The 25317-nt window shown below is 73.4% G+C and carries 24 protein-coding genes and 1 pseudogene; 16 read left to right on the forward strand and 9 right to left on the reverse strand.

Annotated features, from left to right (window positions below; all coding sequences use genetic code 11):
• Window positions 1–34: 34 nt before the first annotated feature.
• From HN013_RS19660 to HN013_RS19670, 3 genes are all read right to left on the reverse strand, one after another.
• Window positions 35–1066, reverse strand: coding sequence for a hypothetical protein (locus HN013_RS19660; RefSeq protein WP_171167999.1), 1032 nt, complete (start codon window positions 1064–1066; stop codon window positions 35–37).
• A gap of 39 nt (window positions 1067–1105) precedes the next feature.
• Window positions 1106–1963 (reverse strand): siderophore-interacting protein, encoded by an 858-nt coding sequence (locus HN013_RS19665; protein ID WP_171168001.1) that lies wholly within the window; start codon window positions 1961–1963, stop codon window positions 1106–1108.
• A gap of 76 nt (window positions 1964–2039) precedes the next feature.
• Entirely contained in the window at window positions 2040–2945 is a 906-nt protein-coding gene (locus HN013_RS19670; RefSeq protein ID WP_171168140.1) for a 5'-3' exonuclease, read from the reverse strand.
• A 232-nt stretch (window positions 2946–3177) separates the two neighbouring features.
• Here HN013_RS19670 and HN013_RS19675 point away from each other — a divergent pair, with 232 nt between their 5' ends.
• The 3 genes from HN013_RS19675 to HN013_RS19685 all read left to right on the forward strand — a co-directional run bounded on the left by HN013_RS19675 (window position 3178) and on the right by HN013_RS19685 (window position 6835).
• Window positions 3178–4212: a glycine betaine/L-proline ABC transporter ATP-binding protein gene (locus HN013_RS19675; protein ID WP_171168003.1), complete on the forward strand. Its 1035-nt coding sequence runs from the start codon at window positions 3178–3180 to the stop codon at window positions 4210–4212.
• Window positions 4205–6010, forward strand: a complete 1806-nt coding sequence (locus HN013_RS19680; RefSeq protein WP_171168006.1) for an ABC transporter permease/substrate binding protein — start codon at window positions 4205–4207, stop codon at window positions 6008–6010. The genes HN013_RS19675 and HN013_RS19680 overlap by 8 nt, the downstream gene beginning before the upstream one ends.
• Before the next feature lie 84 nt (window positions 6011–6094).
• Complete coding sequence (locus HN013_RS19685; protein ID WP_171168008.1) at window positions 6095–6835, forward strand: helical backbone metal receptor; 741 nt, start codon at window positions 6095–6097, stop codon at window positions 6833–6835.
• Here HN013_RS19685 and HN013_RS19690 read toward each other — a convergent pair.
• Window positions 6762–7919 (reverse strand): TDT family transporter, encoded by a 1158-nt coding sequence (locus HN013_RS19690; RefSeq protein WP_171168010.1) that lies wholly within the window; start codon window positions 7917–7919, stop codon window positions 6762–6764. The two genes, HN013_RS19685 and HN013_RS19690, sit on opposite strands and share 74 nt — an antisense overlap.
• A gap of 70 nt (window positions 7920–7989) precedes the next feature.
• On the opposite strand from HN013_RS19690, the gene HN013_RS19695 reads away from it, so the two are divergent.
• Complete coding sequence (locus HN013_RS19695; protein WP_171168011.1) at window positions 7990–8901, forward strand: LysR family transcriptional regulator; 912 nt, start codon at window positions 7990–7992, stop codon at window positions 8899–8901.
• 99 nt (window positions 8902–9000) lie between these two features.
• On the opposite strand, the gene HN013_RS19700 is transcribed toward HN013_RS19695, so the two are convergent.
• Window positions 9001–9738 carry a gamma-glutamyl-gamma-aminobutyrate hydrolase family protein gene (locus HN013_RS19700; protein ID WP_249375163.1) on the reverse strand — a complete coding sequence of 246 codons (738 nt, stop codon included), beginning with the start codon at window positions 9736–9738 and terminating at the stop codon, window positions 9001–9003.
• Between the two features lie 169 nt (window positions 9739–9907).
• Window positions 9908–10639: a FadR/GntR family transcriptional regulator gene (locus HN013_RS19705; RefSeq protein WP_171168013.1), complete on the reverse strand. Its 732-nt coding sequence runs from the start codon at window positions 10637–10639 to the stop codon at window positions 9908–9910.
• An 87-nt stretch (window positions 10640–10726) separates the two neighbouring features.
• Here HN013_RS19705 and HN013_RS19710 point away from each other — a divergent pair, with 87 nt between their 5' ends.
• From HN013_RS19710 to HN013_RS19725, 4 genes are all read left to right on the forward strand, one after another.
• Window positions 10727–12094: a glutamine synthetase family protein gene (locus HN013_RS19710; protein WP_171168015.1), complete on the forward strand. Its 1368-nt coding sequence runs from the start codon at window positions 10727–10729 to the stop codon at window positions 12092–12094.
• An 11-nt stretch (window positions 12095–12105) separates the two neighbouring features.
• Window positions 12106–13461, forward strand: a complete 1356-nt coding sequence (locus tag HN013_RS19715; RefSeq protein ID WP_171168016.1) for an aldehyde dehydrogenase — start codon at window positions 12106–12108, stop codon at window positions 13459–13461.
• Between the two features lie 262 nt (window positions 13462–13723).
• Window positions 13724–14509 (forward strand): 3-oxoacyl-ACP reductase, encoded by a 786-nt coding sequence (locus HN013_RS19720; protein WP_171168019.1) that lies wholly within the window; start codon window positions 13724–13726, stop codon window positions 14507–14509.
• Window positions 14510–14618: 109 nt separating this feature from the next.
• A complete protein-coding gene (locus tag HN013_RS19725) occupies window positions 14619–15896 on the forward strand; it encodes a haloacid dehalogenase-like hydrolase (RefSeq protein ID WP_171168020.1) in 1278 nt (425 codons plus the stop codon).
• A 69-nt stretch (window positions 15897–15965) separates the two neighbouring features.
• Here the strand turns inward: HN013_RS19725 and HN013_RS19730 are convergent, their stop codons facing one another.
• Both HN013_RS19730 and HN013_RS19735 read right to left on the reverse strand, forming a co-directional pair.
• Window positions 15966–16481, reverse strand: a complete 516-nt coding sequence (locus HN013_RS19730; protein ID WP_171168022.1) for an RICIN domain-containing protein — start codon at window positions 16479–16481, stop codon at window positions 15966–15968.
• Between the two features lie 310 nt (window positions 16482–16791).
• On the reverse strand, window positions 16792–18009 hold the full coding sequence (locus HN013_RS19735; protein ID WP_171168024.1) for an amino acid deaminase/aldolase: 1218 nt from the start codon (window positions 18007–18009) through the stop codon (window positions 16792–16794).
• A 234-nt stretch (window positions 18010–18243) separates the two neighbouring features.
• On the opposite strand from HN013_RS19735, the gene HN013_RS19740 reads away from it, so the two are divergent.
• From HN013_RS19740 to HN013_RS19755, 4 genes and pseudogenes are all read left to right on the forward strand, one after another.
• On the forward strand, window positions 18244–19092 hold the full coding sequence (locus HN013_RS19740) for a hypothetical protein (RefSeq protein WP_312018651.1): 849 nt from the start codon (window positions 18244–18246) through the stop codon (window positions 19090–19092).
• Window positions 19089–20276 carry a type VII secretion-associated serine protease mycosin gene (mycP, locus tag HN013_RS19745; protein ID WP_171168025.1) on the forward strand — a complete coding sequence of 396 codons (1188 nt, stop codon included), beginning with the start codon at window positions 19089–19091 and terminating at the stop codon, window positions 20274–20276. Before HN013_RS19740 ends, mycP begins: the two co-directional genes overlap by 4 nt.
• Before the next feature lie 71 nt (window positions 20277–20347).
• Window positions 20348–21091 carry an SseB family protein gene (locus tag HN013_RS19750; RefSeq protein WP_171168027.1) on the forward strand — a complete coding sequence of 248 codons (744 nt, stop codon included), beginning with the start codon at window positions 20348–20350 and terminating at the stop codon, window positions 21089–21091.
• Between the two features lie 120 nt (window positions 21092–21211).
• Window positions 21212–21883, forward strand: a pseudogene (locus HN013_RS19755) (MIP family channel protein); the annotation flags it as partial.
• Between the two features lie 259 nt (window positions 21884–22142).
• On the opposite strand, the gene HN013_RS19760 reads toward HN013_RS19755, so the two are convergent.
• A complete protein-coding gene (locus HN013_RS19760) occupies window positions 22143–22517 on the reverse strand; it encodes a DUF1844 domain-containing protein (protein ID WP_171168029.1) in 375 nt (124 codons plus the stop codon).
• Between the two features lie 353 nt (window positions 22518–22870).
• Here HN013_RS19760 and infC point away from each other — a divergent pair, with 353 nt between their 5' ends.
• The 4 genes from infC to HN013_RS19780 all read left to right on the forward strand — a co-directional run bounded on the left by infC (window position 22871) and on the right by HN013_RS19780 (window position 25302).
• Window positions 22871–23509 carry a translation initiation factor IF-3 gene (gene infC, locus HN013_RS19765; protein WP_078588007.1) on the forward strand — a complete coding sequence of 213 codons (639 nt, stop codon included), beginning with the start codon at window positions 22871–22873 and terminating at the stop codon, window positions 23507–23509.
• Between the two features lie 133 nt (window positions 23510–23642).
• Window positions 23643–23837 carry a 50S ribosomal protein L35 gene (gene rpmI / locus HN013_RS19770; RefSeq protein ID WP_004944288.1) on the forward strand — a complete coding sequence of 65 codons (195 nt, stop codon included), beginning with the start codon at window positions 23643–23645 and terminating at the stop codon, window positions 23835–23837.
• A gap of 104 nt (window positions 23838–23941) precedes the next feature.
• Window positions 23942–24328 carry a 50S ribosomal protein L20 gene (gene rplT, locus HN013_RS19775; protein ID WP_004944290.1) on the forward strand — a complete coding sequence of 129 codons (387 nt, stop codon included), beginning with the start codon at window positions 23942–23944 and terminating at the stop codon, window positions 24326–24328.
• Between the two features lie 140 nt (window positions 24329–24468).
• Complete coding sequence (locus tag HN013_RS19780; RefSeq protein ID WP_171168031.1) at window positions 24469–25302, forward strand: RNA methyltransferase; 834 nt, start codon at window positions 24469–24471, stop codon at window positions 25300–25302.
• The last annotated feature ends 15 nt before the right edge of the window (window positions 25303–25317 follow it).

Raw genomic sequence — 25317 nt, forward strand, 5'->3', positions numbered from 1 at the left:
CCTCACAGCGTGATCCCCCCGGAAGGGGCCCGCCTCACCAGGAGTCGCCGGCCTCCCGCGTGCGACGCCGCCGCCGGGCGACCAGGAAGTAGGTGACCGAGGCGGCGACCAGGGCGGCGGCGGAGGAGATACCGACGACCGTGCCCGTGCCGAGGCCGTCGTCGTCCCGGTCCGCGGACGCGCTCCCGCCGTCCCCGTCCTCGTCGGGGGCGGTCTCGCTGGTCCGGTCGACGATCTCCTTGTAGGCGTGCGGACCGGCGCAGAAGTCGCGGTTGGCCGGGTCCAGCCGCTCCGGCACGGTGAACTTCACCGAGTGGAGGGGGGAGTCGTCGTCCTCGCCGTCCGCCACGAGGTCCACGGCGTAGGTGCCGGGCTTGATGTCGCAGCGGACCATGCCCGCGAGGTCGGTCCAGCGGCCGGGGCCCTTGCCCTCCTTGAAGTTCTTCGTCAGGCGCTTGACGGGCGTCACGAAGGCGGGGGAGCGGAGGGTGAGGGCGTCGTGCTCGTCCAGGGTGGCCCGGTCGGTGGTGATGGTGAACACGGCCTCGTCGCCGCGCTGGGGCTCGCGCCCGCCCGTCCGCAGCTTCAGCGCGGGGGCGGCGGACGGCGGGGCCTTCCTCGGGTCGTTCCTGTCGTCCCCGTCGCTCCCGTCGTCCTCGGCGCAGGCGCCGGTCCGGGCGGACGTGACGGTCAGCCGCGTCGAGGCGGCGGGCTTCCCCTTGCCGTCCAGCCGGACGGTCACGGGGTGTTCGCCGGGCTCGGCGTCGCAGCGCACCCGGCCGCGCACCGTCATGGTGGTGTCGTCGGCCTTGTTGTGGCCGAAGTTCCTCTTCCCGACGGTGACCTTCGAGGTGAAGGCGGGCGACTCCACGACGACGGAACCGACGTGCTCGGCGGCGGAGTTCGTGATCGACACGACGAACTCGGCCTCACCGCCGAGCGGCGCGGGGTCCGCACGGGTGATCCGCGTGTCCTCGTCGGCGGGTGCGGCGGGGGCGGGGGCGGCTGCCGTCAGGGCGAGGGCCGCGGCGGCCGTGGCCAGGAGAGGTATCCGTGCGGAGCGCATGGCGCCGACCTTATCCCGAGGGCTGTGGCCCGCAGGCGGTCAGGCGGCGGCCCGGCTCTCCTGCTCGGCCTCCACCTGCTGGTTCCACTCGCGCTTGGACGCCTGCCAGCCGTCCTCGTCGTGGCCCCGGCGCCAGTACCCCGAGATCGACAGCCGCTCGCGGGGGACCTCCCGCTCCAGGCGCAGATGGCGGCGGAGCTCCTTGACGAAGCCGGCCTCGCCGTGGACGAAGGCGTGCACGTCGCCGGGCGGGAAGTCGAGCGAGCGGACCGCCTCCACCAGGGCCTCGCCCACGGGCGCGTCGCCCCGGTGCAGCCAGACGACCTCGATGCCGGGGGCGAGGTCCAGCTTCTGCTCCTCGTCCTCGTCGGCGATCTCGACGAACGCCCGGACCGTCGCGTCCGGCGTGGTCACCGAGAGCCGCTCCAGTGCGGCGGCGATGGCGGGCAGGGCGCTCTCGTCGCCCACGAGCAGGTGCCAGTCGGCGTCCGGGGCGGGCGCGTAGGCGCCGCCCGGGCCCAGGAAGAGCACCTCGGCGCCCGGTTCGACGCGGGCGGCCCAGGGGCCGGCCAGGCCTTCGTCGCCGTGGACGACGAAGTCGAGGACCAGCTCGCGGGCGAGGCGGTCGAAGGAGCGGACCGTGTACGTCCGGGTCCGCGGCCACTGGTCGCGCGGCAGGTCGCGGCGGACCGCCTCCATGTCGAAGGGCTCCGGGTAGGAGACGCCCTCGTAGGGGAAGAGCAGCTTGACGTAGTGGTCGGTGCACTCCCCGGCGGCGAACGCGTCCAGAGCCTCGCCGCCCACGACCACCCGCACCATGTGCGGCGTCAGGCGCTCGGTGCGCACCACGTGCGCCCGGTGGACCTGGCGATTCCTCGGGGCGGGGCGGTCTGTCATGACGTGTCTCCCTGACGCGCGGGCCGGCGAAGTCTCCGTGAGGACTGCCTAATAGTTAGGCCTGCCTAACCTAACACTACCCGGGAAGGGCGGAGAGCAGCCGCTGCAAGGATCCGCCCAGCCCCCAGCGCTCCGCCAGCACCTCCAGGGCCCGCGCGTCGCGCGGCCCGGCGGGCAACGTGGCGTCGAACGCCGGCAGCGGCACGTCGGAGGCCACCCGGACCACCTTCGGCGCCACGGCCAGGTACGGCCCGGCCTCGGCCAGCCGCCGGCGCTGCGCAGGGGTCAGCCGGGAGGCGGGGTCGTCCGCGGCCGCCAGGATGCCCGCCAGGTCGCCGTAGGAGGCCAGCAGCTTCGCCGCCGTCTTCTCGCCGATCCCCGGCACGCCCGGCAGGCCGTCGCTGGGGTCGCCGCGCAGCAGCGCCAGGTCGGCGTAGCCGGGGCCGTCCACCCCGTACTTCTCCCGCAGCGCCGCCTCGTCCACCACCTGGAGCGTGCCCACGCCCTTGACCGGGTAGAACACCCGCACCCCGCGCGCGTCGTCGACCAGCTGGTACAGGTCGCGGTCGCCGGTGACGACGTCCACCGGCCCGGCCGACCGCCCGGCGAGGGTGCCGATCACGTCGTCCGCCTCGTACCCCGCCGCGCCGACGCGGGCGATGCCGACGGCGTCCAGTACCTGCTCGATCACCGGGACCTGCGGGGAGAGGGTGTCGGGCACCTCCTCCTCGTCGGTGCCCTCCGGGACCTCCTCGGCGACCCGGTGGGCCTTGTACGAGGGGATGAGGTCCACCCGCCACTGCGGCCGCCAGTCCGCGTCCATGCAGGCCACCAGGTCGTCCGGGTGGTGGTCCTGGACCAGGCGGGCGATGAAGTCGAGCAGGCCGCGCACCGCGTTCACGGGCGTGCCGTCAGGGGCCCGCACCGACTCGGGGACGCCGAAGTAGGCGCGGAAGTAGAGGGAGGCGGTGTCGAGGAGCATCAGGCGTCGCGTCACGCCACGATCATGCCGTACGCCACCGGCACACCCCCCGCATCGTGTGAAGTGGATCACTCTTCCGTTTGCTCCCCGTAAACGGGGGCAGGCGCGGCCGCGGAGCGGACCCCACCCTGCCCGAACGGCGAAGGAGGGACGCGGGCCGGATGCCCTGCTGCTCCACGGCCGCCCGCCGGGGGGGAGGCGGGCGTCACCAGGTTCAACCCGTGAGGTGTATGTGTCCAGGCTGAAAGCCGAGCATTTGTACAAAGTGTTCGGCAAACGACCCGAAGCCGCCGTCAAGCGGCTCGAAGGCGGCGCGAGCCGCGACGAGCTGCGTGCGGACGGCACCACGGCAGCCGTGATCGACGCCTCGTTCGAGGTCGAGGCCGGCGAGATCTTCGTCGTGATGGGTCTCTCGGGCTCCGGCAAGTCCACTCTGCTCCGGATGCTCAACGGCCTCCTGGACCCCACCTCCGGCCGGGTCTCCTACGACGGGCGCGACCTGACCGCCCTCACCCCCGCCGAGCTGCGCGAGGTCCGCTCGCGCAACATCAGCATGGTCTTCCAGCACTTCGCGCTCTTCCCGCACCGCAGCGTGCTGGAGAACGCCGGCTACGGCCTGGAGGTGCGCGGCCTGCCGCGCGCCGAGCGCGAGCAGCGGGCCGCCGAGGCCCTGGAGCTCGCCGGGCTCGGCGGCTGGGAGCGCTCCTGGCCGGACGAGCTCTCCGGCGGTATGCAGCAGCGCGTGGGCCTCGCCCGCGCCCTGGCCACCGACGCCGACCTGCTGCTGATGGACGAGTCCTTCAGCGCCCTCGACCCCCTGATCCGCCGCGATATGCAGGACCAGCTGCTGGACCTGCAGAAGCGGCTGAAGAAGACCATCGTGTTCATCACCCACGACCTCAACGAGGCCATGCGCCTCGGCGACCGCATCGCCGTCATGCGCGACGGCCGGATCGTCCAGAACGGCACCGCCGAGGACATCCTCGTCCGGCCCGCCAACGACTACGTCGCCTCCTTCATCCAGGACGTCGACCGTTCCCGGGTGCTCACCGCCGGCTCGATCATGGAGAAGTGCGGTGCCGTCCCGGACGCCGTCGCCACCGTGGCCGCGGACACGCCCCTGGTCGACCTGTTCGCCCCGCTCGCGCTCGGCACCGTCCCGGTCGCCGTCACCGGCGCCGACGGCGCCCCGGTGGGAGTGGTCACCCGGGACCGGCTGCTGGCCGCGCTCGGCGAGCAGCCGGCGGAGGTGACCGCCGGTGCCTAGGATCAAGCTCGGCTCCTGGGCGCAGTCCGCGGTGGACTGGCTCCAGACCCACCTCTCCTGGCTCTTCGACGCCATCAGCACCGTCCTGACCGGTCTCTACGACGGCGTCCACGCGGTGCTCGGCGCCCCCGACGCCCTGCTGATGGCGGGCATCCTGGCCGTCGTCGCCTGGTGGCTGCGCGGGCTCCTCGCCGGCGTCCTCGCCTTCGCGGGCCTCGCCCTGATCGACTCCTTCGGCCTCTGGGACGAGGCCACCTCGACGCTGTCCCTCGTCCTCGTCGCCAGCCTGATCACGCTCCTGCTCGCCGTGCCGCTGGGCATCTGGGCCGCCCGTGACCAGCGCGTCAGCCGGGCGCTGCGGCCGGTGCTGGACCTCATGCAGACGATGCCCGCCTTCGTCTACCTGATCCCCGGCGTGATGTTCTTCTCGATCGGTCCCATCCCGGGGCTGTTCGCCACGATCATCTTCTCGATGCCGCCCGGCGTCCGGATGACCGAACTGGGCATCCGGCAGGTGGACGGCGAACTCGTCGAGGCCGCCCGTGCCTTCGGCACCACCCCGCGCCACACCCTCACCCGGGTCCAGCTCCCGCTGGCGCTGCCCACCATCATGGCGGGCGTCAACCAGGTGATCATGCTGGCGCTCTCCATGGTCGTCATCGCGGGCATGGCCGGCGCCGGCGGTCTGGGCGAGACCGTCTACGCGGCCGTCACCCAGGTCGACATCGGCGGCGGTGTGGAGAGCGGCCTCGCGGTCGTCGTCCTCGCCATGTACCTGGACCGGATGACCGGCGCGCTCGGCAAGCGGGTGTCCCCGCTCGGCCGCCGCGCGGCCGCCAAGTCCCCGGCGGGCGCCCGGCCCTCGGCCGTGCTGAACTACCGGCCCGGCACCGCCGTCGCCACCGTGGGCGTCGTCGTCCTCGCCCTCGTCGCGGGCGGGATGCACCTGGCCGGCGACGGGGACCGGGAGAGCGTGGCCGCCGGCGAGAACATCGGCCGGGGCCAGAAGGTGAAGATCGGCTACTTCCCCTGGGACGAGGCCGTCGCCACCACCTACCTCTGGCAGAACGTCCTGGAGGCCCGCGGCTACAAGCCCGAGGTCAAGCAGCTCGACCCCGGCCCGCTGTACACCGCGCTGGCCCAGGGGCAGATGGACGTCCAGTTCGACTCCTGGCTGCCCACCACCCACAAGCAGTACATGGACCGGTACGGCGACAAGCTCAGCGACCTGGGCTCCTGGTACGGCCCCACCTCCCTGGAGCTGACCGTCCCCTCGTACGTCAAGGACGTGAACTCCCTGGCGGACCTCAAGGGCAAGGCCGGGCAGTTCGGCGGGAAGGTCGTCGGCATCGAGGCCAGCGCCGGCATGATGGGCAAGCTCAACGGCAACGTCCTCAAGGACTACGGCCTGGACGGCGAGTACAAGGTCGTCTCGTCCTCCACCTCCACGATGCTCGCCGAGCTCGACCGGGCCATCAAGAACAAGGAGCCCGTCGTCACCACCCTGTGGTCGCCGCACTGGGCGTACGGCACCTACGACCTCAAGAAGCTCAAGGACCCCAAGGGCGCCTGGGGCAAGGGCGAGGAGCTGCACGTCGTGGGCAAGAAGAACTTCGCCCAGGACTTCCCGCGCATCGCGGAGTGGGTGAAGGACTTCAAGATGTCCGAGAAGGACCTCTCCTCCCTGGAGGCCGAGATCCAGAAGGGCGGCAAGGGCAAGGAGAAGGCCTCCGCCGCGCGCTGGCTGGACGCCCACCCGGGGCTGCTGGACAAGCTGGCGCCGGTGAAGACGTCCTGACCGGCCGCCCCTTGTGACGAACGCGCCGCTCTCCCCCTGGTGGGAGGGCGGCGCGTCGTATGTGCCCCGGCGTACGGTGGGACGGTGACCAGCCGCCGTACCGTACGCCGCGTCGTCTCGCTCGTCCCGTCCCTGACGGAGGCCGTCGCCGCCGGCGCGCCGGACCTGCTCGTCGGGGCCACCGACTGGTGCGAGCACCCGCCCGGGCTCGACGTCGTCCGCGTCGGCGGCACCAAGAACCCGGACGTGGCACGCGTCGTGGCGCTCGCCCCCGACCTCGTCGTCGCCAACGAGGAGGAGAACCGCGCCCCCGACCTCGCCGCCCTGCGCGCGGCGGGCCTTGAGGTGCTGGTGACCGAAGTCCGTACGCTGGAGCAGGCGTTCACCGAGCTGGAACGTGTGCTGGTGGCCGGCTGCGGGCTGGCCCCGCCCGGCTGGCTGGACGAGGCGCGGGACGCCTGGCGGGACGTGGGCGCGGGGGAGCCCGTGCTGCGGGCGGTGGTTCCGGTGTGGCGCAGGCCGTGGATGGTCCTCGGCCGGGACACCTTCGCGGGGGACGTCCTGGCGCGGCTCGGGGTGGCCCATGTGTACGCCGGTCACGCCGAGCGCTATCCGCGGATTCCCCTGGAGGAGTTACGGGCGAGCGGCGCCGACCTGGTCGTCCTGCCCGACGAGCCGTACCGCTTCACGCGCGACGACGGGCCCGAGGCGTTCCCCGGGCTCCCCGCCGCGCTGGTCAGCGGACGTCATCTCACCTGGTACGGGCCGTCGTTGACGCGGGCGCCGCAGGTGCTGGGGCGGGCGCTGCGAGCAGCCGTCCGCTGACCAGCCCGGCCAGAGTCCGCGCGGCCGCGACCGCCCAGGCCGCCACCAGCACGGCGTACAGGGCGACCGCCAGCCAGGTGAGGGCGTGCAGCCCGGTGTGGCGCGCCAGCCCGGCCGCGCCCGTGACGCAGGTGCCGATCGGGAAGGTGAACGCCCACCAGGTCATCGCGAAGCCCATGCCGGAGCGGGCCGCCCGGACGGTCATGGCGGTGGCGAACGCCAGCCACAGCAGGGCGAAGCCCATGACCGGCACCCCGTAGAGCACCGCGAAGGCCGTCATCGCCGCCGGGTACGGACCGCCGATCGCGCCGGGGGCGGCGTCGGCGAGGTTGTTCACCGCCGTCGTGGACTGGCCCAGCGGTCCCAGGACGAGGAACAGCGTCGGGGTGAGCGCGAGCGGCAGCGGGCCGTGGTGGACCAGGCGGGAGAACACCACCGGCAGGATCACCAGCGTCATCAGCAGGCTCAGACCGAACAGCGCGTAACAGGCGAGCAGCATGCCCTCCCGCGCCTGCCCGGCCGGCAGGTGCGCGATCAGGGCCGGGCCGAGCGCGGCCGACACCATGGGCGCCACGACCGGCAGCAGCCACACGGGCGAGGCCGTGCCGACCGCCACCCGGTGCCGCGTCACCATCAGGTACGGGATGCCCGCGGCGGCCACCAGGCCGGTGACCGTGCCCGCCGTCCACAGCACGGCGTCCGCGGCCACCGCCGCCCGCTCCCCGACGACACCCGCGCCCACGGAGAGCGTCGCGCCGCCGACCGCGAGCAGGGCCATCGCGAGACAGCCGTAGAACGGCGCCACCGCCGGGTCGGCGAGGTGCCGCGCCGCCTGGTCCCGGTGGCGCGCCCAGTGCCCGGCCCGGGCCGCGAGGAGGGCGACGAGGGCCACCGCGGCCAGCGCCCACACGGCCTCCAGCGCCGTACGCGGCAGGGCCCGGCCGGGGAGCGCGGCACCGGCGCTCGCCACGATGGCGGTGCCCATGACCGTGGCGTACCAGTTCGGGCCGAGGTGGCGCAGGCGGGGGACGCCGGACGGGGCTGCCGCGAGGCGGGGGGCGGGGAGGGAACTGACCGTGCTCATGCATCCACCGTCGCCTCCCCGGCCCGCCCTCACCAGGGACCAGCTCCCTATGACCACATAACCTGGACTTATGAGCAAGCCGATCGCGGACCGCGTCCCCGACCTCGCGGCCCTGGAGCTGCTGCTCGCCGTGGCCCGGCTGGGCAGCCTCGGCCGGGCCGCGCGCGAGCTGGGCATCACCCAGCCCGCCGCGAGCGGACGGCTGCGGAGCATGGAGCGGATGCTGGGCGTCGCCCTCGTCGAACGGTCGCCGCGCGGCTCCCGGCTCACCTCGGCGGGTGTCCTGGTGACGGACTGGGCGCGCCGGATCGTCGAGGCGGCCGAGGCGTTCGACGCCGGCGCCCAGGCGCTGCGCTCCCGCCGGGACTCGCGGCTGCGGGTGGCGGCCAGCATGACCATCGCCGAGTACCTGCTGCCCGGCTGGCTGATCGCGCTGCGCACGGACCGGCCGGGGACGGCCGTCTCCCTCTTCGCCGGCAACTCGGCGGCCGTGGCGGCCCGCCTCCTCGCGGGCCGGGCGGACCTCGGCTTCGTCGAGGGCCTGGAGGTGCCGGCCGGCCTGGACGGCGCCGTCATCGGCCACGACCGGCTCGTCCTGGTCACCGCCCCCGCCCACCCCTGGGCCCGGCGCCGGTCCCCCCTCACCCGCGCCGAACTCGCCGCGACCCCCCTGATCCTGCGTGAGAGCGGCTCCGGCACCCGCCAGGTCCTCGACGCGGCCCTCGCCGCCGAGGACGGTCCGGCCGCGCCGCTGCTGGAGCTCGCCTCGACCACCGCGGTCAAGGCGGCCGTGGTGAGCGGCGCGGGCCCGTCCGTCCTGAGCGAACTGGCGGTGAACGACGAACTCGCCGCCCGCCGGCTCGTCGAGGTCCCCGTCGCCGGCCTCTCCCTGCGGCGCGACCTGCGGGCGGTGTGGCCCCTGGGGCAGCGGCCGGTGGGGCCGGCGTGGGATCTGCTGGGGCTGACGCGGGGCGGGGGGTAGTGCGTCGTCGGTCCTGTTGCGCCGCGGGCGCCGTGAGCGTCAGCCCCGCTTTCCCGCGGCCGCCGTGAGCGTCAGCCGTGTCGCGCCGCGGCCGTGAGGTCAGCCTCTTTTCCCCGCGGCCGCCGTGACCAGCCCCCGCACCAGCCGCAGGTCGTCGCGGACCTCCGGGTGCCACTGCACGCCGAGGACGAACCGGTCGTCATCGCCGGGGAGTTCGACCGCCTCGATGGTGCCGTCCTCCGCGTGGGCGGAGGCGACGAGGCCCTTGCCCAGCTGGGCCACGCCCTGGTGGTGGTGGGTGGCGACGTCGACGGGGATCGGCATCAGGCGGGCGGTCAGGGTGCCGGGGACCATCTCCACGAGGTGGTCGGTGAAGGTGCCGAAGCGGGGGTTGTGGCCCTTGTGGCCGACGGTCTCCGGGAGGTGCTGGTTGAGGGTGCCGCCCGCGTGGATGTTCATCAGCTGCATACCGCGGCAGATGCCCAGCACCGGGATGCCGCGCCGCAGGGCGGCGTCCAGCAGGGCGAGTTCCCACAGGTCGCGCTCGGGGACCGGGCGGCCCGTGCGCGGGTGCGGCTCCTCGCCGTAGAGGGCGGGGTCCACGTCCTCGCCGCCCGCGAGGATCAGGCCGTCGAGGCGTCCGGTCACGGCGGGCGCGGCGGCCGGGTTGTCGGGCGGCAGCATCACGGCCAGGCCGCCGGCCCGTTGTACGTACTCCGGGTAGGCGCCCGGCAGCAGGGCGGCGCGCTGGTCCCAGGCGACTCCCCAGCGGGCGCGGGTGAAGTAGGTGGTGATCCCGATCAGCGGCTGGCCGGTCTGGTTGGTCCGGCTGGTCAACGGCCTCGTCCTCTCCGGTCGATGTCCGGGGCCGGGGGGACGTCCGTGCGCACCCGGGCCTCGCAATGGTTGCCATGCGTACCATTGCTGTTCGACCGGTCCTGGCGCAACCCCCGCACTCCGTACGCCCTTTGCGCGCGCCCCCGGCCGCCGTCGGCGCCCCGGCGGTTCAGCCCAGGAACCCCCGCAGCAGCGCCGCCGTGCCCGCGCAGTGCTCCCGCATCACCTCGCGCGCCCCGTCCGCGTCCCCGTCGAGCACGGCCTCGACCAGGGCGGCGTGCTGCCGCTGGGAGTGCTCCAGGTTCCGGACGAGCAGCGGGATGCAGTCCAGGAGTTCGTTGACGCCCGCCCGGACGGCGGTGTACTGCGCGGCCAGGGTGGGCGAACCGGACAGCTCGGCCAGGGTGAGGTGGAACAGCGTGTCGTGGCGGCGGTAGTCGTCCGGAGGGGCGTCGCGGGTGGCGGCGAGCGCCGCGCGCAGGCGGGCCGCGCCGTCCGGGGGCAGCGGCCGGGCGGCGCACAGTTCGGCCGCGCCCAGTTCCAGGACCTCGCGGAAGCGCAGGGTGTCCTCCACATCCACGTCCGCGACCCGGCGGCGCAGTTCGGCGGCGTCGGCCGGCGGGGCCGGGGCCGGGCGCGCGTGGACGAACGTGCCGCCGTAGCGGCCGCGCCGGCTCTCGACCAGGCCCTGCTCGTGGAGCACCTTCAGCACCTCGCGGAGCGTCACCCGGCTGATCCGCAGCCGCTCGGCCAACTCCCGTTCCGAGGGCAGGCGTTCGCCGTCGGCCACCAGGCCGAGCCGTATGATCCGCAGTATCCGCTCCAGGGCCTCCTCGAATCCGTTGCCCGCGTGGACCGGCCGCAGGACCGACGACAGCCGGTCGGCCGCGCTCCCGTTCATCGGACCCCTTCCCAACTATTGGTCTTCCGGCATACCTTAAGACCTCCGGTCGCACCGCACGGACCGCACCGACAGGGAGGCTCACCCGTGGCAGACCGCACGCCCCCGCTCAGCGTCGACGAACTGCGCCGGCTCGTCGACTCCGGGGAGATCGACACCGTCGTCCTCGCCTTCACCGATATGCAGGGGCGGCTCCAGGGGAAACGCTTCGCTGCCCGTTTCTTCCTCGACGACGTGCTGGAGAACGGCACCGAGGGCTGCAACTACCTGCTGGCCGTGGACGCCGACATGAACACCGTCGACGGCTACGCCATGGCCTCCTGGGAACGCGGCTACGGCGACTTCGCCATGCGCCCCGACCTGTCCACCCTGCGCCGCACCCCCTGGAACCCGGGCTCCGCCCTGGTCACGGCGGACCTCACCTGGCACGACGGCTCCCCGGTGCTCGCCTCGCCCCGCCAGATACTCCGCCGCCAGCTCGACCGGCTGGCCGAGCGCGGCTGGACGGCCCACGTGGGCACCGAGCTGGAGTTCATGGTCTTCAAGGACACCTACGAGCAGGCATGGAACGGCGGCTACCGGGGCCTCACCCCCGTCAACCAGTACAACGTCGACTACTCCGTCCTCGGCACCGGCCGCGTCGAACCCCTGCTGCGCCGCGTCCGCAACGAGATGGGCGCCGCCGGGCTCGTCGTCGAGAGCGCGAAGGGCGAGTGCAACCTCGGCCAGCACGAGATCGCCTTCCGCTACGACGAGGCGCTCGTCACCTGCGACCAGCACTCGGTCTACAAGACCGGCGCCAAGGAGATAGCCGCCCAGGAGGGCATGGCCCTGACCTTCATGGCCAAGTACGACGAGCGCGAGGGCAACTCCTGCCACATCCACCTCTCGCTGCGCGACGAGGCCGGACGGCCGGTGCTCGCCGACGACGACGGCCCGTACGGCATGTCGCGCACCATGCGGCACTTCCTCGCCGGACAGCTCGCCGCCCTCCGTGAGTTCACCCTCCTCTACGCGCCCAATATCAACTCCTACAAGCGCTTCCGCGCCGGCTCGTTCGCCCCCACGGCCGTCGCCTGGGGTCCCGACAACCGCACCTGCGCCCTGCGCGTCGTCGGCCACGGCCGCTCGCACCGCTTCGAGAACCGCCTCCCCGGCGGGGACGTCAACCCGTACCTCGCCGTCGCCGGCATGGTCGCGGCGGGCCTGTACGGCGTCGAGAACGAACTGGAACTGCCCGAGGTGTGCACCGGCAACGCCTATGCCGGTGACGCCCGGCACGTTCCCGCGACACTCCGCGAGGCGGCGGAGCTGTGGTCGGGCAGCGCCCTGGCGCGGGCCGCGTTCGGGGACGAGGTGGTCGAGCACTACCTCACCATGGCGCGGGTGGAACAGGAGGCGTACGACGCCGCCGTGACGGACTGGGAGCGCTACCGCTCCTTCGAGCGCATGTGAGGAACGGACCCGTGGAACTGGAGATCCTTAATCCGGCGACCGAAGAGCTCGTCGCCACCGTCACCGCCGCCACCACCGAGGACGTCGACGCGGCCGTACGCCGCGCCGCCGCCGCGCAGCGCGGCTGGGCCGCCCTCGCCCCCGGCGACCGCGCCCGGCTGCTGCGCCGCTTCGCCTCCGTCGTGGACGGGCACCTGGAGGAACTGGCCCTGCTGGAGGTCCGCGAGGCCGGACACCCGGTGGGCAGCGCCCGCTGGGAGGCCGGCAACGTCCGCGACCTGCTCGACTACGCCGCCGGGGGAGTCGAACGGCTCACCGGCCGGCAGATCCCCGTCGCCGGCGGCCTGGACGTCACCTTCCACGAACCGCTCGGCGTCGTCGCCGTCATCGTCCCGTGGAACTTCCCCATGCCCGTCGCCGCCTGGGGCTTCGCCCCCGCCCTCGCCGCGGGCAACGCCGTCCTCCTCAAACCGGCCGAGACCACACCGCTCACCGCCCTGCGACTGGCCGAACTCGCCCTGGACGCCGGGCTCCCCGAGGGGCTGCTCCAGGTCCTGCCCGGCACCGGTCCCGTCGCCGGGAACGCGCTCGTCGAGCACCCGGACGTCGCCAAGGTCGTCTTCACCGGCTCCACCGCCGTCGGCAAGCAGATCATGGCGAAGTGCGCCGCGCGGGTGAAGCGGGTGACCCTCGAACTCGGCGGCAAGAGCGCCAACATCGTCTTCGCCGACGCGGACATCGAGCGCGCCGCCGCCACCGCCCCCGGCTCCTTCCTCGACAACACCGGCCAGGACTGCTGCGCCCGCAGCCGCATCCTCGTCCAGCGCAGCGTCTACGACCGGTTCATGGAGCTGTTGGAACCGGCCGTCCGCGGTGTCACCACCGGCGATCCCACCGACCCCGCGACGGGGATGGGCCCGCTGATCTCCGCCGCCCAGCGGGAGCGCGTCCGGTCGTACGTCCCGGAGTCCGCGCCTGCCGCGATCCGGGGCGACGCCCCGTCCGGGAAGGGGTTCTGGTATCCCGCCACGGTGCTGGAGGGCACCGCCGACGACCGGGTCGCCCGCGAGGAGATCTTCGGGCCCGTCGCCGTCGTCATCCCCTTCGACGACGAGGACGAGGCGGTGCGCATCGCGAACGCGACGGACTACGGGCTGGCCGGGTCGATCTGGACGCGGGACGTGTCGCGGGCGCTGCGGCTTTCGCGGGCCGTCGCGGCGGGGAATCTGTCCGTCAACTCTCACAGTTCCGTGCGGTATTGGACGCCGTTCGGGGGGTTCAAGCAGTCGGGGCTGGGGCGGGAGTTGGGGCCGGATGCGGTGGCCGCGTTCGCGGAGGTGAAGAACGTGTTTGTTGCGGTGGAGTGAGGGTGCCCCGGGCCCGCCCCTTCGCCGATTCCTGGGGGCAAGCCCCCAGACCCCCTGAAACCGCGCTCCGCGCGGTTGTCCTCAATCGCCGGACGGGCTGGTTGTCGCGCCCGGGCGCGCACTTCAGCCTGTCCGGCGTTTGAGGACAGTGCGCGAAGCGCGCTCTGGGGGCGCGGGGCACCCCCCGCAGAAACGGTGAAAGGGCGGGACCGGGGCACCCCACCGACAGCCGTCACCCACAACCCACAGAAAGGGAACCCCTTTGACCGACAACACCCCCACCTGCCACCGCCTCCCCGGCCGAACGGCCGTCATCACCGGAGCCGGCGGCGGCATCGGCCTCGCCACCGCCCGCCGCCTCGCCTCCGAAGGCGCCAACGTCGTCTGCGCCGACATCGACGAGAAGGCGGGCAGGGCGGCGGCCGACGAGGTAGGCGGACTGTTCGTCCGTACCGACGTCACGGACGCCGACCAGGTCGAGGCACTGTTCAAGGCGGCCCACGACACATACGGCTCGGTGGACATCGCGTTCAACAACGCGGGCATCTCCCCGGCCGACGACGACTCCATCCTCACCACGGGGATGGACGCCTGGAGGCGCGTCCAGGAGGTCAACCTCACCTCCGTCTACCTCTGCTGCAAGGCGGCGCTGCCCTATATGCGGCAGCAGGGCAAGGGCTCCATCATCAACACCGCCTCGTTCGTGGCGGTGCTCGGCTCGGCCACCTCGCAGATCAGCTACACGGCGTCCAAGGGCGGCGTGCTGGCGATGTCCCGGGAGCTGGGCGTGCAGTTCGCGCGGGACGGTATCCGGGTGAACGCGCTCTGCCCGGGGCCGGTCAACACGCCGCTGCTCAGGGAGCTGTTCGCCAAGGACCCGGAGCGCGCGGCGCGGCGGCTGGTGCATGTGCCGGTGGGCCGGTTCGCGGAGGCGGAGGAGATCGCGGCGGCGGTCGCCTTCCTGGCGAGCGATGACGCGTCGTTCGTGAACGCCGCCGAATTCCTGGTGGACGGTGGTATCTCCGGGGCCTATGTGACCCCCCTGTAACACCGGATGCTCCGCCTGTAAGGTCCATGACCAGACGCCGGAGCCGGACGTTCCTGTTCGGCTCCGCGTCGGTCCTGCCCTTTCAGCACCCGAGCACCGAAGAGAACGAATGCGCACGAAGTACGCCATCGCCGCCGGCTTCATGGTCGCCGCAGCCCTCGCCACCTCGGTCCCCACCGCGACCGCGGCCCCCGCGCCGGGCCGCGGCTCCCGGGCGGCCCTCTGTCCCCAGCTGGACCGGAACATCCCGTGGGCCGGCACCAACCGGACCAAGCTCCAGCGGATGATCGACGAGCGTGGCACCTGCTCGGGGCGGACGGGCGCCCGTCCCGTCGCCGCCTTCGACTGGGACAACACGGTCGTCAAGAACGACATCACCGACGCCACGCTGGCCTGGTCCCTCAAGCACGACAAGATCCTCCGGCCCAAGAGCTGGAAGGACACCAGCAAGTGGCTGACCCCGGCCGCCGACCGGGCCCTCACCCGCGCCTGCGGCACCTCGGTGCCCGTCGGCAAGCCGCTGCCGACCTCGAAGAACGCCCGCTGCGCGGACGAGATATTCGAGATACGCGAGAAGTCGCGGACGATGGGCGGCAAGCCCGCGTTCGCGGGGGAGTGGAACCACCGCCGCACCGTGCCCGCGTACGCCTGGATCCCCCAGCTCTTCTCCGGCCACACCCCGGCACAGCTGTCCTCCTTCGCCCGCAAGGCCCGCGCCGAGCAGCTCGCCGCGCCGGTGGGCACCAAGCAGACCGTCGGCACCCACACCATCGCCGGCTACGTCCGCTACTACGACCAGCAGAAGGACCTGATCCGCACGCTCAAGGCGGCCGGCTTCGACGTCTACATCGTCTCCGCCTCCTCCGAGCCGATCGCCGAGGCCTGGTCCGACGGCGTCGGCCTCGACCGTGCCCACACCATCGGCATCCGCAGCATCGTCAGGAACGGCCGCCTCACCCCCGGCATCAAGGGCTGCGGCGACGTCAAGGACGGCATGGGCGAGGCCCTGCCGTACATGGACGGCAAGCGCTGCATGATCAACGAGCACATCTTCAACATCAAGGGCGCCAAGGCCTGGAAGCAGCAGGACTTCGCCCACCGCATCGCCCTCGGCGCCGGCGACGCCGACACGGACGTCACCTTCGTCGGCGACGCCACCGGCGCCCACCTGGCCATCAACCGCAACAAGGCCGAGCTGATGTGCCGCGCCTACGACAACGAGGACGGCCGCTGGGTGGCCAACCCGATGTTCATCGACCCGATGCCGCGCAAGTCGGGCGCCTACCCGTGCTCCACGGCGGGCTACACGCGCCCGGACGGCACGATGGCGCCGGTGCGCCGTTCGGACGGCTCGGTCATTCCGGACCAGGCCGACTTGGCGGCCTGAGACACCGTTCCCGGGCCGGGGCAGCCGGCCCGGGAACAGGCGGCGGTGCGCCGCGGGCCGGCTTCGGGGTCACCCGTTCCATATCTGCTGGAGTGCGTGCCACGAAAGGTCCCACTGCTGGACGCGGGCGCCGTTGGCGTGGCTTCCGTTGGAAACCTCCAGCGCCATCTTGCTGTTCCGGTTGATCCACATCACCCCCCGGCCCGTGATTATCTGCTCCCAGAGCTGGGTGTCGGAATCGGCGTTGCAATCCCACTGTTGGACACGAGCGCCGTTTTTCTTGCTGGAGTTCTCGACCTCCAGACATTTGTCGCTCGCTTCGTTTTTGAGTTGGTAGGCACTGCCCCGCTGAATGATGCGCCAGAGGGCTCCCATCTGTCGCCCACAGTCCCACTGCTGGGCGCGTGCGCCGTTGGCCCTGCTGGAGTTCTCAATCTCCAGGCACTTCTCGCTCTTCTGGTTGACGATCCCTCGTGCAGTGCCGCCGGAAGGTGTGGCCGCCTGTCCCGTGCCCGGTGCGGCCAGCACCGCGGCCAGGGCGACCGGCGCGGTCGCCAGGGCAAGGAGCTTGGGTAGTTTCTTCATTGCGGAGTCCTCATTTCATGGCCCATGGGTCCATTTCATGTCGTCCATCGACCCGGAAGTCCCTCGGCCCGAAAATGAGAACAGTGGATTCCGAATCCACTGTTCCGATTGCCGGCAATTCCCCGGTGGTGGCGGCCCGTTGGTGACGGCGGACAGTTCACAGCGCGTTCTGCGAAACGTCAACAACCATTCCTGTTACAACGGTTCCGAAAGCGGCAAAGCGGTGCGTGCCGGGCTGCGACGTGTGCGCAGGGTTGTTCGCTCTCCACGGAGAATGACGAATATTCGGCAGGCCCGGACGCCGGGTATTTCAGAGGAATGTCTTGCCCTCGCCCCGATATGTCGGCACCGTCCCCACCACCCGGTCCCCGTCGATCAGCTGCAACTCCGCGAACCGTTCGCACAGTTCGCCCGCCTTCGCGTGCCGGAACCACACCTTGTCGCCGACGAGCAGGTCGTCGGCGGGACTGCCGATCAGCGGGGTCTGGACCTCGCCCGCGCCCTCCTGGCGGGCGAGGCGGAGGCCCGGGGGCAGGTGGGGGACGGGGAGGCGGTCGGGGCCGGACGGGCCGGAGGCGGGGTAGCCGCCGCCGAGGACGGTGATGACGCCGAGGGCGGGGCGGCGGACGACGGGGAGGGCGAAGAGGGCGGCGGGGCGGCCGGCGAAGCCGGTGTAGTGGTCGAAGAGGCGGGGCTGGTAGAGGCCGGAGCCCGCCGCGACCTCCGTGACGGCGGCCTCGGCGGCGGTGTGGTGGACGCTGCCCGTACCGCCGCCGTTGACGAACTCCAGGTCGGCGACGGAACGGACGGCCCGGACGGCCTCGGCCCGGCGGGCGGCCAGTTCGCGGCGGGAGACGGACTGGAGCAGCCGGATCGCGCCGGATCGCAGAGGGTGGCCCGCCACCGCGTCGCCCACACCCGCCACGTGCGCCTCGTACGCCATCACGCCCACCAGCCGGAAGCCGGGGCGCCGGTCGACGGCGCGGGCGAGCGCGGCCAGCCGGGCCGGGTCGTGCAGGGGGGAGCGCAGGGCTCCGACGCGGACGCGGCCGGCGAGCAGCCGGAGGGAGGTGTCCAGTTCCAGGCACACCCGTATCTCCTCGCGCCCGGCCCGGGCCGCGTCGATGAGTGCCAGCTGGGACGGGTCGTCCACCGTCACCGTGACCGCGCGGGCGAGCCGGGCGTCGGACGTCAGCTCGGCGAACGCGGCGCGGTCGGCGGAGGGATAGGCGAGCAGCACGTCGTCGACGCCCGAGCGGGCCAGCCACAGCGACTCGGCCAGGGTGTGGCTCATGACCCCGGAGAAGCCGTCGTGCTCCAGGACCCGCCTCAACAGGGCCCGGCAGCGCACCGACTTGGTGGCCACCCGGACCGGCTTGCCCCGGGCCCGCCGCGCCAGGTCCGCGGCATTGGCGTCGAACGCCGGCAGGTCGACCACGGCGAGGGGCGCGTCGAGGTGGGCGGTGGCCCGGTCGTAGCGGGCCCGGTCGGCGAAGGAGCCGGTGGCGTGGGCGAAGGCGGGCGTCATGGCGGGCAGCTTGCCAGAGGCGATTACCGCGGGGTAAGGGTGCGGTCCCCACAGGAAGTGGGGGATTCCGGAGCGGAAATGGCCTCCGGCGCGCGGCTCCCCGTAGAGTGACGCGCGCGCCGTGGATCACCACGGCCGCGCGCACCGCGGGAGGCCCTGAACACCCACGGAACGGGCCTGTTCCGCACGGCAGTCGAGGGGCCGGCAGCAGTCGTCCGGGCGGGAGTACGCAGGGTGGGCACCGAAGCGGAACAGCTGTGGGTGCCCCCGCGCCCCGCCCACCCCCCGTTCCCTCCCCCGTCGGCCGTCTCCCGACCAGCCCCCCGCCGGACCGGCCGCAGGGCCGCGGCCGCCGTCTGCGCCGTCCTCGGCGCGGGACTCATCGGCGGCGCCGCGGCGGGCGGTTGGCTCGCGGGGCAGCCGTCCGGACGGACGGCGGCGGAGGCCGTGTACGAGCGCGGCACGACGCTCTGGGAGACCGAGCCCGTCGACCGCCTCTTCCCGCCCTCGGTGCACGACGCCACCGCCGGGCCCGGCGGTGCGAGCCGCGACTGGACGCGCCTCGGCGTGGCGCCGGACGGCGACTGCGCCGACGCCTTCGACCCGTTGCTCGCCGTCGCCCTCCGGCCGGCCGGCTGCAAGCGGCTGTTGCGCGCCACCTACGCCGACGCCACGTCCACCCGCGTCACCACCGTCGGCGTGCTCGTCACCGAGGCCGACGCGGACGGCATGCGCGCCCTGCGCAAGCGGTTCGCCGCCGAGCGGATCGGCGAACGGACGGATCTGCTGCCCCGCCCGTACGCCCCCAGCGGCACCCTCGCCGAACGCTTCGGCGACGCGCAGCGCGCCAGCTGGCGGATCGCCGTGGCGACCGACCTGCCGCTCGTCGTCTACGCGGTGACCGCCTTCGCCGACGGCCGCCCCGGCACCCCGCCGGAACCCGCCGCCCGCGCGGTCGTTCCCGGCGCCACGACGGTCCCGGCCCAGGCCGGCCTCGGCCATGACGCGACGGCCCTCGCCGGCCACGTCGAACGGATCTTCCGCGCGGCGGCCCGCAAGGGAGTGGGGGAGGGGGACCGGTGAGGCGCCTCGGCCCCCGTGGTGCCTGGTCAACAGCCGTCGCCCTCACCGCCGTCACCGCCCTCTCCGGGGTGTCCGGCACCGCCCCCGCGCACGCCGACGGGATCCGGGCCCAGGAGTGGGCCGTCCACACCCTGCGCCTCCAGGAGGCCTGGCGGACCACGCGCGGCGCCGGCGTGACCGTCGCCGTGCTCGACACCGGGGTCGACGCGGGCCACCCGGACCTGCGCGGCCGGGTGCTCCCCGGCAAGGACCTCGTCGGCTTCGGCGCCGGGCGCGGGGACCGCTCCTGGGCGCGCCACGGCACCGCCATGGCCGGGATCGTCGCCGGCCGCGGCCATGGGCCCGGCGACGGGGACGGCGTCGTGGGGGTCGCCCCCGAGGCGAGGATCCTCCCGGTGCGCGTGATCCTGGAGGAGGGCGATCCCGCCCGCTCCGGGGCGCGCGGCGGGCGCGGCGGCGCCCTCGCCGACGGCATCCGCTGGGCCGCCGACCACGGCGCCGACGTCATCAACCTCTCCCTCGGCGACGACAGCGCGACCGCCCATCCCGACCCCGTCGAGGACGCCGCCGTGCGTTACGCGCTCGCCAAGGGCGCCGTCGTCGTCGCCTCGGCCGGCAACGGGGGCCGGGACGGCGACCACGTCTCCTACCCCGCCGCCTACCCGGGCGTGATCGCGGTGACCGCCGTCGACCGGTTCGGCGGCCGCGCCCCCTTCTCCACCCGCCACTGGTACGCGGCCCTCAGCGCACCCGGCGTCGACGTCGTCATAGCCGACCCCGACCGGCGCTACTACGAGGGCTGGGGCACGAGCGCGGCCGCCGCGTTCGTCTCCGGTGCGGCCGCCCTCCTCCGGTCCGCCCACCCCAAACTGGCCCCTGCCGAGGTGCGGCGGCTACTCGTGGAGACGGCACGGGACGCGCCGCGCGGCGGCCGCAGCGACGAGCTCGGGGCCGGCGTGGTGGACCCGGCCGCTGCCCTCGCCCGGGCGGCGGACCGCACCGCTCCCCAGCTCCGCGCGGACGGACCCGCCCCCCGCTACTTCGGCGCCGGGCCGCACACGGAACCGCCGGTACGGCGGTCCGACCGGCCGGGGGCGCTGGCCCTGGGCGCCGGGGCGGGCGGGGCGGTCCTGCTGGCCACGGCGTGGGGGCTGGCGACGGGTGGCCGGCGGAGGGCCGGATGACGGGGGTGCCCCTGCCCCGCGGTGCCGCACCCCCGCCCGGCCCGCCCCCCACCCCCCGATACCCTCGACCCGTGGCCCTCAAGAACATTCCGGACCCCGGATTCTCCGACGACGACGGCTCCGCCGACCCCGCGCTCGCCGAGGCGCTCGCCGCCTGGGCGGCCGACCGCGCGGCCGAGGGGCGGGTGCTGGCCGCCCTCAAGGGGGCGCGCCTGCTGGTGCCGGTGGTGGCGGTGCTCGGGGAGGTGGAGACCGGGCCGGACGGGCTGAAGCGGGAGAAGACGAGCGATATGGCCGTCCCCACGCTCCAGGCGCCGGACGGGCGTCGGGCGCTGCCCGCGTTCACGTCGATGGAGACGCTGGCGCGCTGGCGGGCGGACGCGCGGCCCGTGGCCGTGCCCCTGCACCAGGCGCTCCAGGCGGCGGCGCACGAGAAGGCGGACACGATCGTCGTCGACCTGGCCGGTCCCGTGACCTACCCGCTGACGGGCCCGGCCCTGCTGGCCCTCGCGGAGGGCCGCACCAGCGCCGACCCGCTGGCCGACCCCTCCGTCACGGGCGCCCTGCGCGGCCTGCTGGCGGCCGAGGACGGCGTGCTCCGCGCCCACCTCGTGTCCGCCGGGGAAGCCGGGGACGCCGACGGCACCCTGGCGCTCGCGCTGGCCGACGGCGCCGCGCCCGCAGAGGTGGCGCGGCGGATCGCCGGGGCGATGGCGGCCGACGAGGTGCTGCGCGCCCGGCTGGTGCGCGGCCTGGACCTGGCGCTGCTCCCGGTGGGGGCCGAGGTGCCGGGGGAGCCGCTGTTCAGCCGCTGAGGCGGCCGCGGATCTCCGACAGGCGCCCGGGAGTGGACCGTCCGACAATGCGAGGACAGTCCACGAGATCCCCGGGAGGACGTCATGGACGCGAAGCTGGACCCCTTGAAGCTGGACCCCGTGGAGACACGGACGGTCGCGGCCGAGTTCCTCGGCACCCTGCTGCTGGTCTTCTTCGCCGTGGGATCCGCGGTCCTCGCGGCGGACTACATCGGTGCCCTCGGCATCGCCCTGGCGTTCGGGTTCACTCTTATGGCCCTCGCCTACGCGCTGGGCCCGGTCTCCGGGTCCCACCTCAACCCGGCGGTGACCCTCGGCATGCTGCTGGACGGCCGGATCGCGCTGCGGACGGCCATCGAGTACTGGATCGCGCAGCTGGTCGGGGCCATCGTGGGCGCCGCGCTGCTGCTCCTGCTCGCCAAGCAGGTGCCGGGGCTGAACATCGACGGTGCCTTCGGCACCAACGGGTTCGGCGACCGGTCGGCCGTGCACATCAACACCGGCGGCGCGTTCCTCGCCGAGGTCGTCCTGACCTTCCTGCTGGTCTTCGTCTGGCTCGCGGTGACCCACAAGGTCGCCGTGGTGGGTTTCGGACCGCTGGCCCTGGGCTTCGCGCTGGCGCTGATCCATCTGATCGGCGTCCCGCTGACCGGTGCCTCCGTGAACCCGGCCCGGAGCCTCGGCCCGGCGCTCTTCGCGGGAGGCGGCGCGCTGTCCCAGCTGTGGCTGTTCCTCGTGGCGCCGCTCATCGGCGGCGCGCTCGCGGCCTTCGCCCACCAGATCACGCAGCCGCGCGGGGCACCCGTGCTCATCGCGGACGAGCGGGCCATCGGCGGCCACCGGGCGTACGAGCTGCCGCCCGAGGCCGCGGAGCTCGCGGCGGAGCGGCACGAGGGGCCCGCGGGACCCCGGGGACGCGGGGGAGCGGCGGGACGGCATCGGCCCCCCGAGCCCCCGCCGGCCCCCGGAGGGCCCGAGGGCCCCGGCGGCGGCCCCACTCCTCCGGCAGGCCCCTGAGGAGGGGGGCCGGCAGGCCCGGCCCCGGGGGCGATCAGCCGAAGACCGGCCCGGTGTACTTCTCGCCCGGCCCTTGCCCCGGCTCGTCCGGCACCACGGACGCCTCGCGGAACGCCAGCTGGAGCGACTTCAGACCGTCGCGCAGCGGTCCCGCGTGGAAGTTGCTGATCTCCGTGGCGCTCGCGGTGACCAGACCGGCGAGTGCGGTGATCAGCTTCCGGGCCTCGTCCAGGTCCTTGTGCCGGTCGCCCTCCTCGGCCAGGCCGAGGTTGACGGCGGCCGAGCTCATCAGGTGCACCGCCACGGTGGTGATCACCTCGACCGCCGGGACGTCGGCGATGTCGCGGGTCATGCTGTCGAAGTCGGGACCGGCCCCGGGGGCGGCGGAGGAGGGGGTAGCGTCGCTCATGGCGGACACGATACGTCCCGGGGGAACAGGGGTTCGCGGCGGGTTTTGCCCCGGGTTCGCACCCCTGGGCCCCTGCTGGTAGAGTGGTGGATCGACCGGTCGGACATTTGCGTGCCCGACCCACAAGTGGAGGCTCCGCACTCCCACCTCGCCGGCCCATGGTCAGCAGGTCTCCGGTCAGACGGTCCCCATCGTTCCGTACGGACGATGGAGCCGTCCGATAGCCCCACGGGTGCACCGTGGCGGTGTTCCGGTTGTCATGGAGCCCCGCCTGTGTCCCGTCCGGGGCATTTTTTGATGCACCGGCGCGGTTGGTCTTACGAAAACGTTACGCGGCAGCCCGCCAGGCGGCCGTGTGGTGCTACCGAGGAGGATCCATCAGCGCCGAGCCCCGCATCAACGACCGGATTCGCGTTCCCGAGGTGCGACTTGTCGGTCCCAGCGGCGAGCAGGTCGGCATTGTGCCGCTTGCCAAGGCCCTGGAGCTTGCGCAGGAGTACGACCTCGACCTGGTCGAGGTGGCGGCCAACGCACGCCCGCCGGTCTGCAAGCTCATGGACTACGGGAAGTTCAAGTACGAGTCGGCCATGAAGGCCCGTGAGGCGCGCAAGAACCAGGCGCACACGGTCATCAAGGAGATGAAGCTCCGGCCGAAGATCGACCCGCACGACTACGACACCAAGAAGGGTCACGTCGTACGGTTCCTCAAGCAGGGCGACAAGGTCAAGATCACGATCATGTTCCGTGGTCGCGAGCAGTCCCGGCCCGAGCTGGGCTACCGACTGCTGCAGCGGCTCGCGGAGGACGTCCAGGAGCTGGGCTTCGTCGAGTCCAACCCCAAGCAGGACGGCCGGAACATGATCATGGTTCTCGGTCCGCACAAGAAGAAGACCGAGGCCATGGCCGAAGCCCGCGAGGCCCAGGCCGCCCGCAAGGCCGAGCGTCAGGGCGGTTCCGGCGCGGACGCCGCCGAGGAGCCCGCCGAGGCGTGATCCCAGGGGCTGGATCCATCAGCCCCGGCTCACCCCGGGGCCGGCCGGCCCCGGACAGCAAACGAACAGAGCTGACGCTCCCCTGCGCCCGCGGTGCGGGCGGGGAGCGCCACCGACGAGGAGATACGGCGCGATGCCGAAGAACAAGACGCACAGCGGTGCCAGCAAGCGCTTCAAGGTCACTGGTTCCGGCAAGGTCCTGCGCGAGCGTGCCGGCAAGCGCCACCTGCTCGAGCACAAGTCGTCCCGTCTGACGCGTCGCCTCACCGGCAACGCCGAGATGGCCCCGGGCGACGCCAAGAAGATCAAGAAGCTTCTCGGCAAGTGACGCCCCGCGCCCCGCCCCCGGGCAGGGCGCGCGTCGAGACCGGGACCCAATCGTTTCCGGGCCGCGTGAGAGTCACCCGCGGCCCCGCTACAAGGAGTTAACAAGTGGCACGCGTCAAGCGCGCAGTCAACGCGCACAAGAAGCGCCGGGCGATCCTGGAGCAGGCCAGCGGCTACCGCGGTCAGCGTTCGCGCCTGTACCGCAAGGCCAAGGAGCAGGTCACCCACTCCCTGGTCTACAACTACAACGACCGCAAGAAGCGCAAGGGCGACTTCCGTCAGCTGTGGATCCAGCGCATCAACGCCGCTGCCCGCCAGAACGGCATGACGTACAACCGCCTCATCCAGGGTCTGAAGGCCGCCAACATCGAGGTGGACCGCAAGATCCTGGCCGAGCTCGCGGTCAACGACATGAACGCGTTCGCCGCGCTCGTCGAGGTCGCCCAGAAGGCGCTCCCGGCCGACGTCAACGCGCCGAAGGCTGCCGCCTGACCGATGCCGTGAGGCATCTCTGGCATGGTCCGGACCCGCAGGCCCCTCCCCGGGCCCGCGGGTCCGGTCGCGTCCGGCGCCGGAAAGCCGGCCCGCCCGTAACAGCCCCCCGTCACAGCACAGCAATCGAAAGTGAGCCCATGGCGGCCCCCGAGCTGACCTCCCTGCGATCGCCCCGTGTCGTCGCGGCCCGCCGTCTCGCCAAGCGCAGCTTCCGCGGCAAGGAGCGCCGCTTCCTGGCCGAGGGCCCGCAGTCCGTCCGCGAGGCCGTCGAGCACCTCGTCGAGCTCTATGTGACCCCGGACGCCGCCGGGCGCCACGCCGACATCGTCGCCGCCGTGCACGCCGCCGGGGTGCCCGTCCTCACCGCGACCGACGAAGTGATCGCGGAGATGTCCGAGACGGTCACGCCGCAGGGCCTGGTGGGCCTGTGCCGCTTCCTGGACACGCCCTTCGAGGAGATCCTCGCCGGCCGGCCCCGGCTGGTCGCCGTCCTCGCCCACGTCCGCGACCCCGGCAACGCCGGTACGGTGCTGCGCTGCGCGGACGCCGCCGGTGCCGACGCCGTGGTGCTCACCGACGCCTCGGTCGACCTCTACAACCCCAAGTCCGTCCGGGCCTCCGTGGGCAGCATCTTCCACCTGCCCGTCGCCGTGGGCGTCCCCGTCGAGGAGGCCGTGCGCGGCCTGCGGGGCGCGGGCGTGCGGATCCTCGCCGCCGACGGTGCGGGCGACCGCGACCTGGACGCCGAGCTGGACCGGGGCACCATGGGCGACCCCACAGCGTGGATCTTCGGCAACGAGGCCTGGGGCCTGCCGGAGGAGACCCGCGCGCTGGCGGACGCCGTGGTGCGCGTCCCCATCCACGGGAAGGCCGAGAGCCTCAACCTCGCCACCGCCGCCGCCGTGTGCCTCTACGCCTCCGCCCGTGCGCAGCGCGCGTCCGGAGGGTGCCGCTCTGTGACCTCCAGCTAGTAGGGTGACGCACCT

The sequence above is a fragment of the Streptomyces sp. I05A-00742 genome, from assembly GCF_013055795.1.
Taxonomy (GTDB): Bacteria; Actinomycetota; Actinomycetes; order Streptomycetales; family Streptomycetaceae; genus Streptomyces.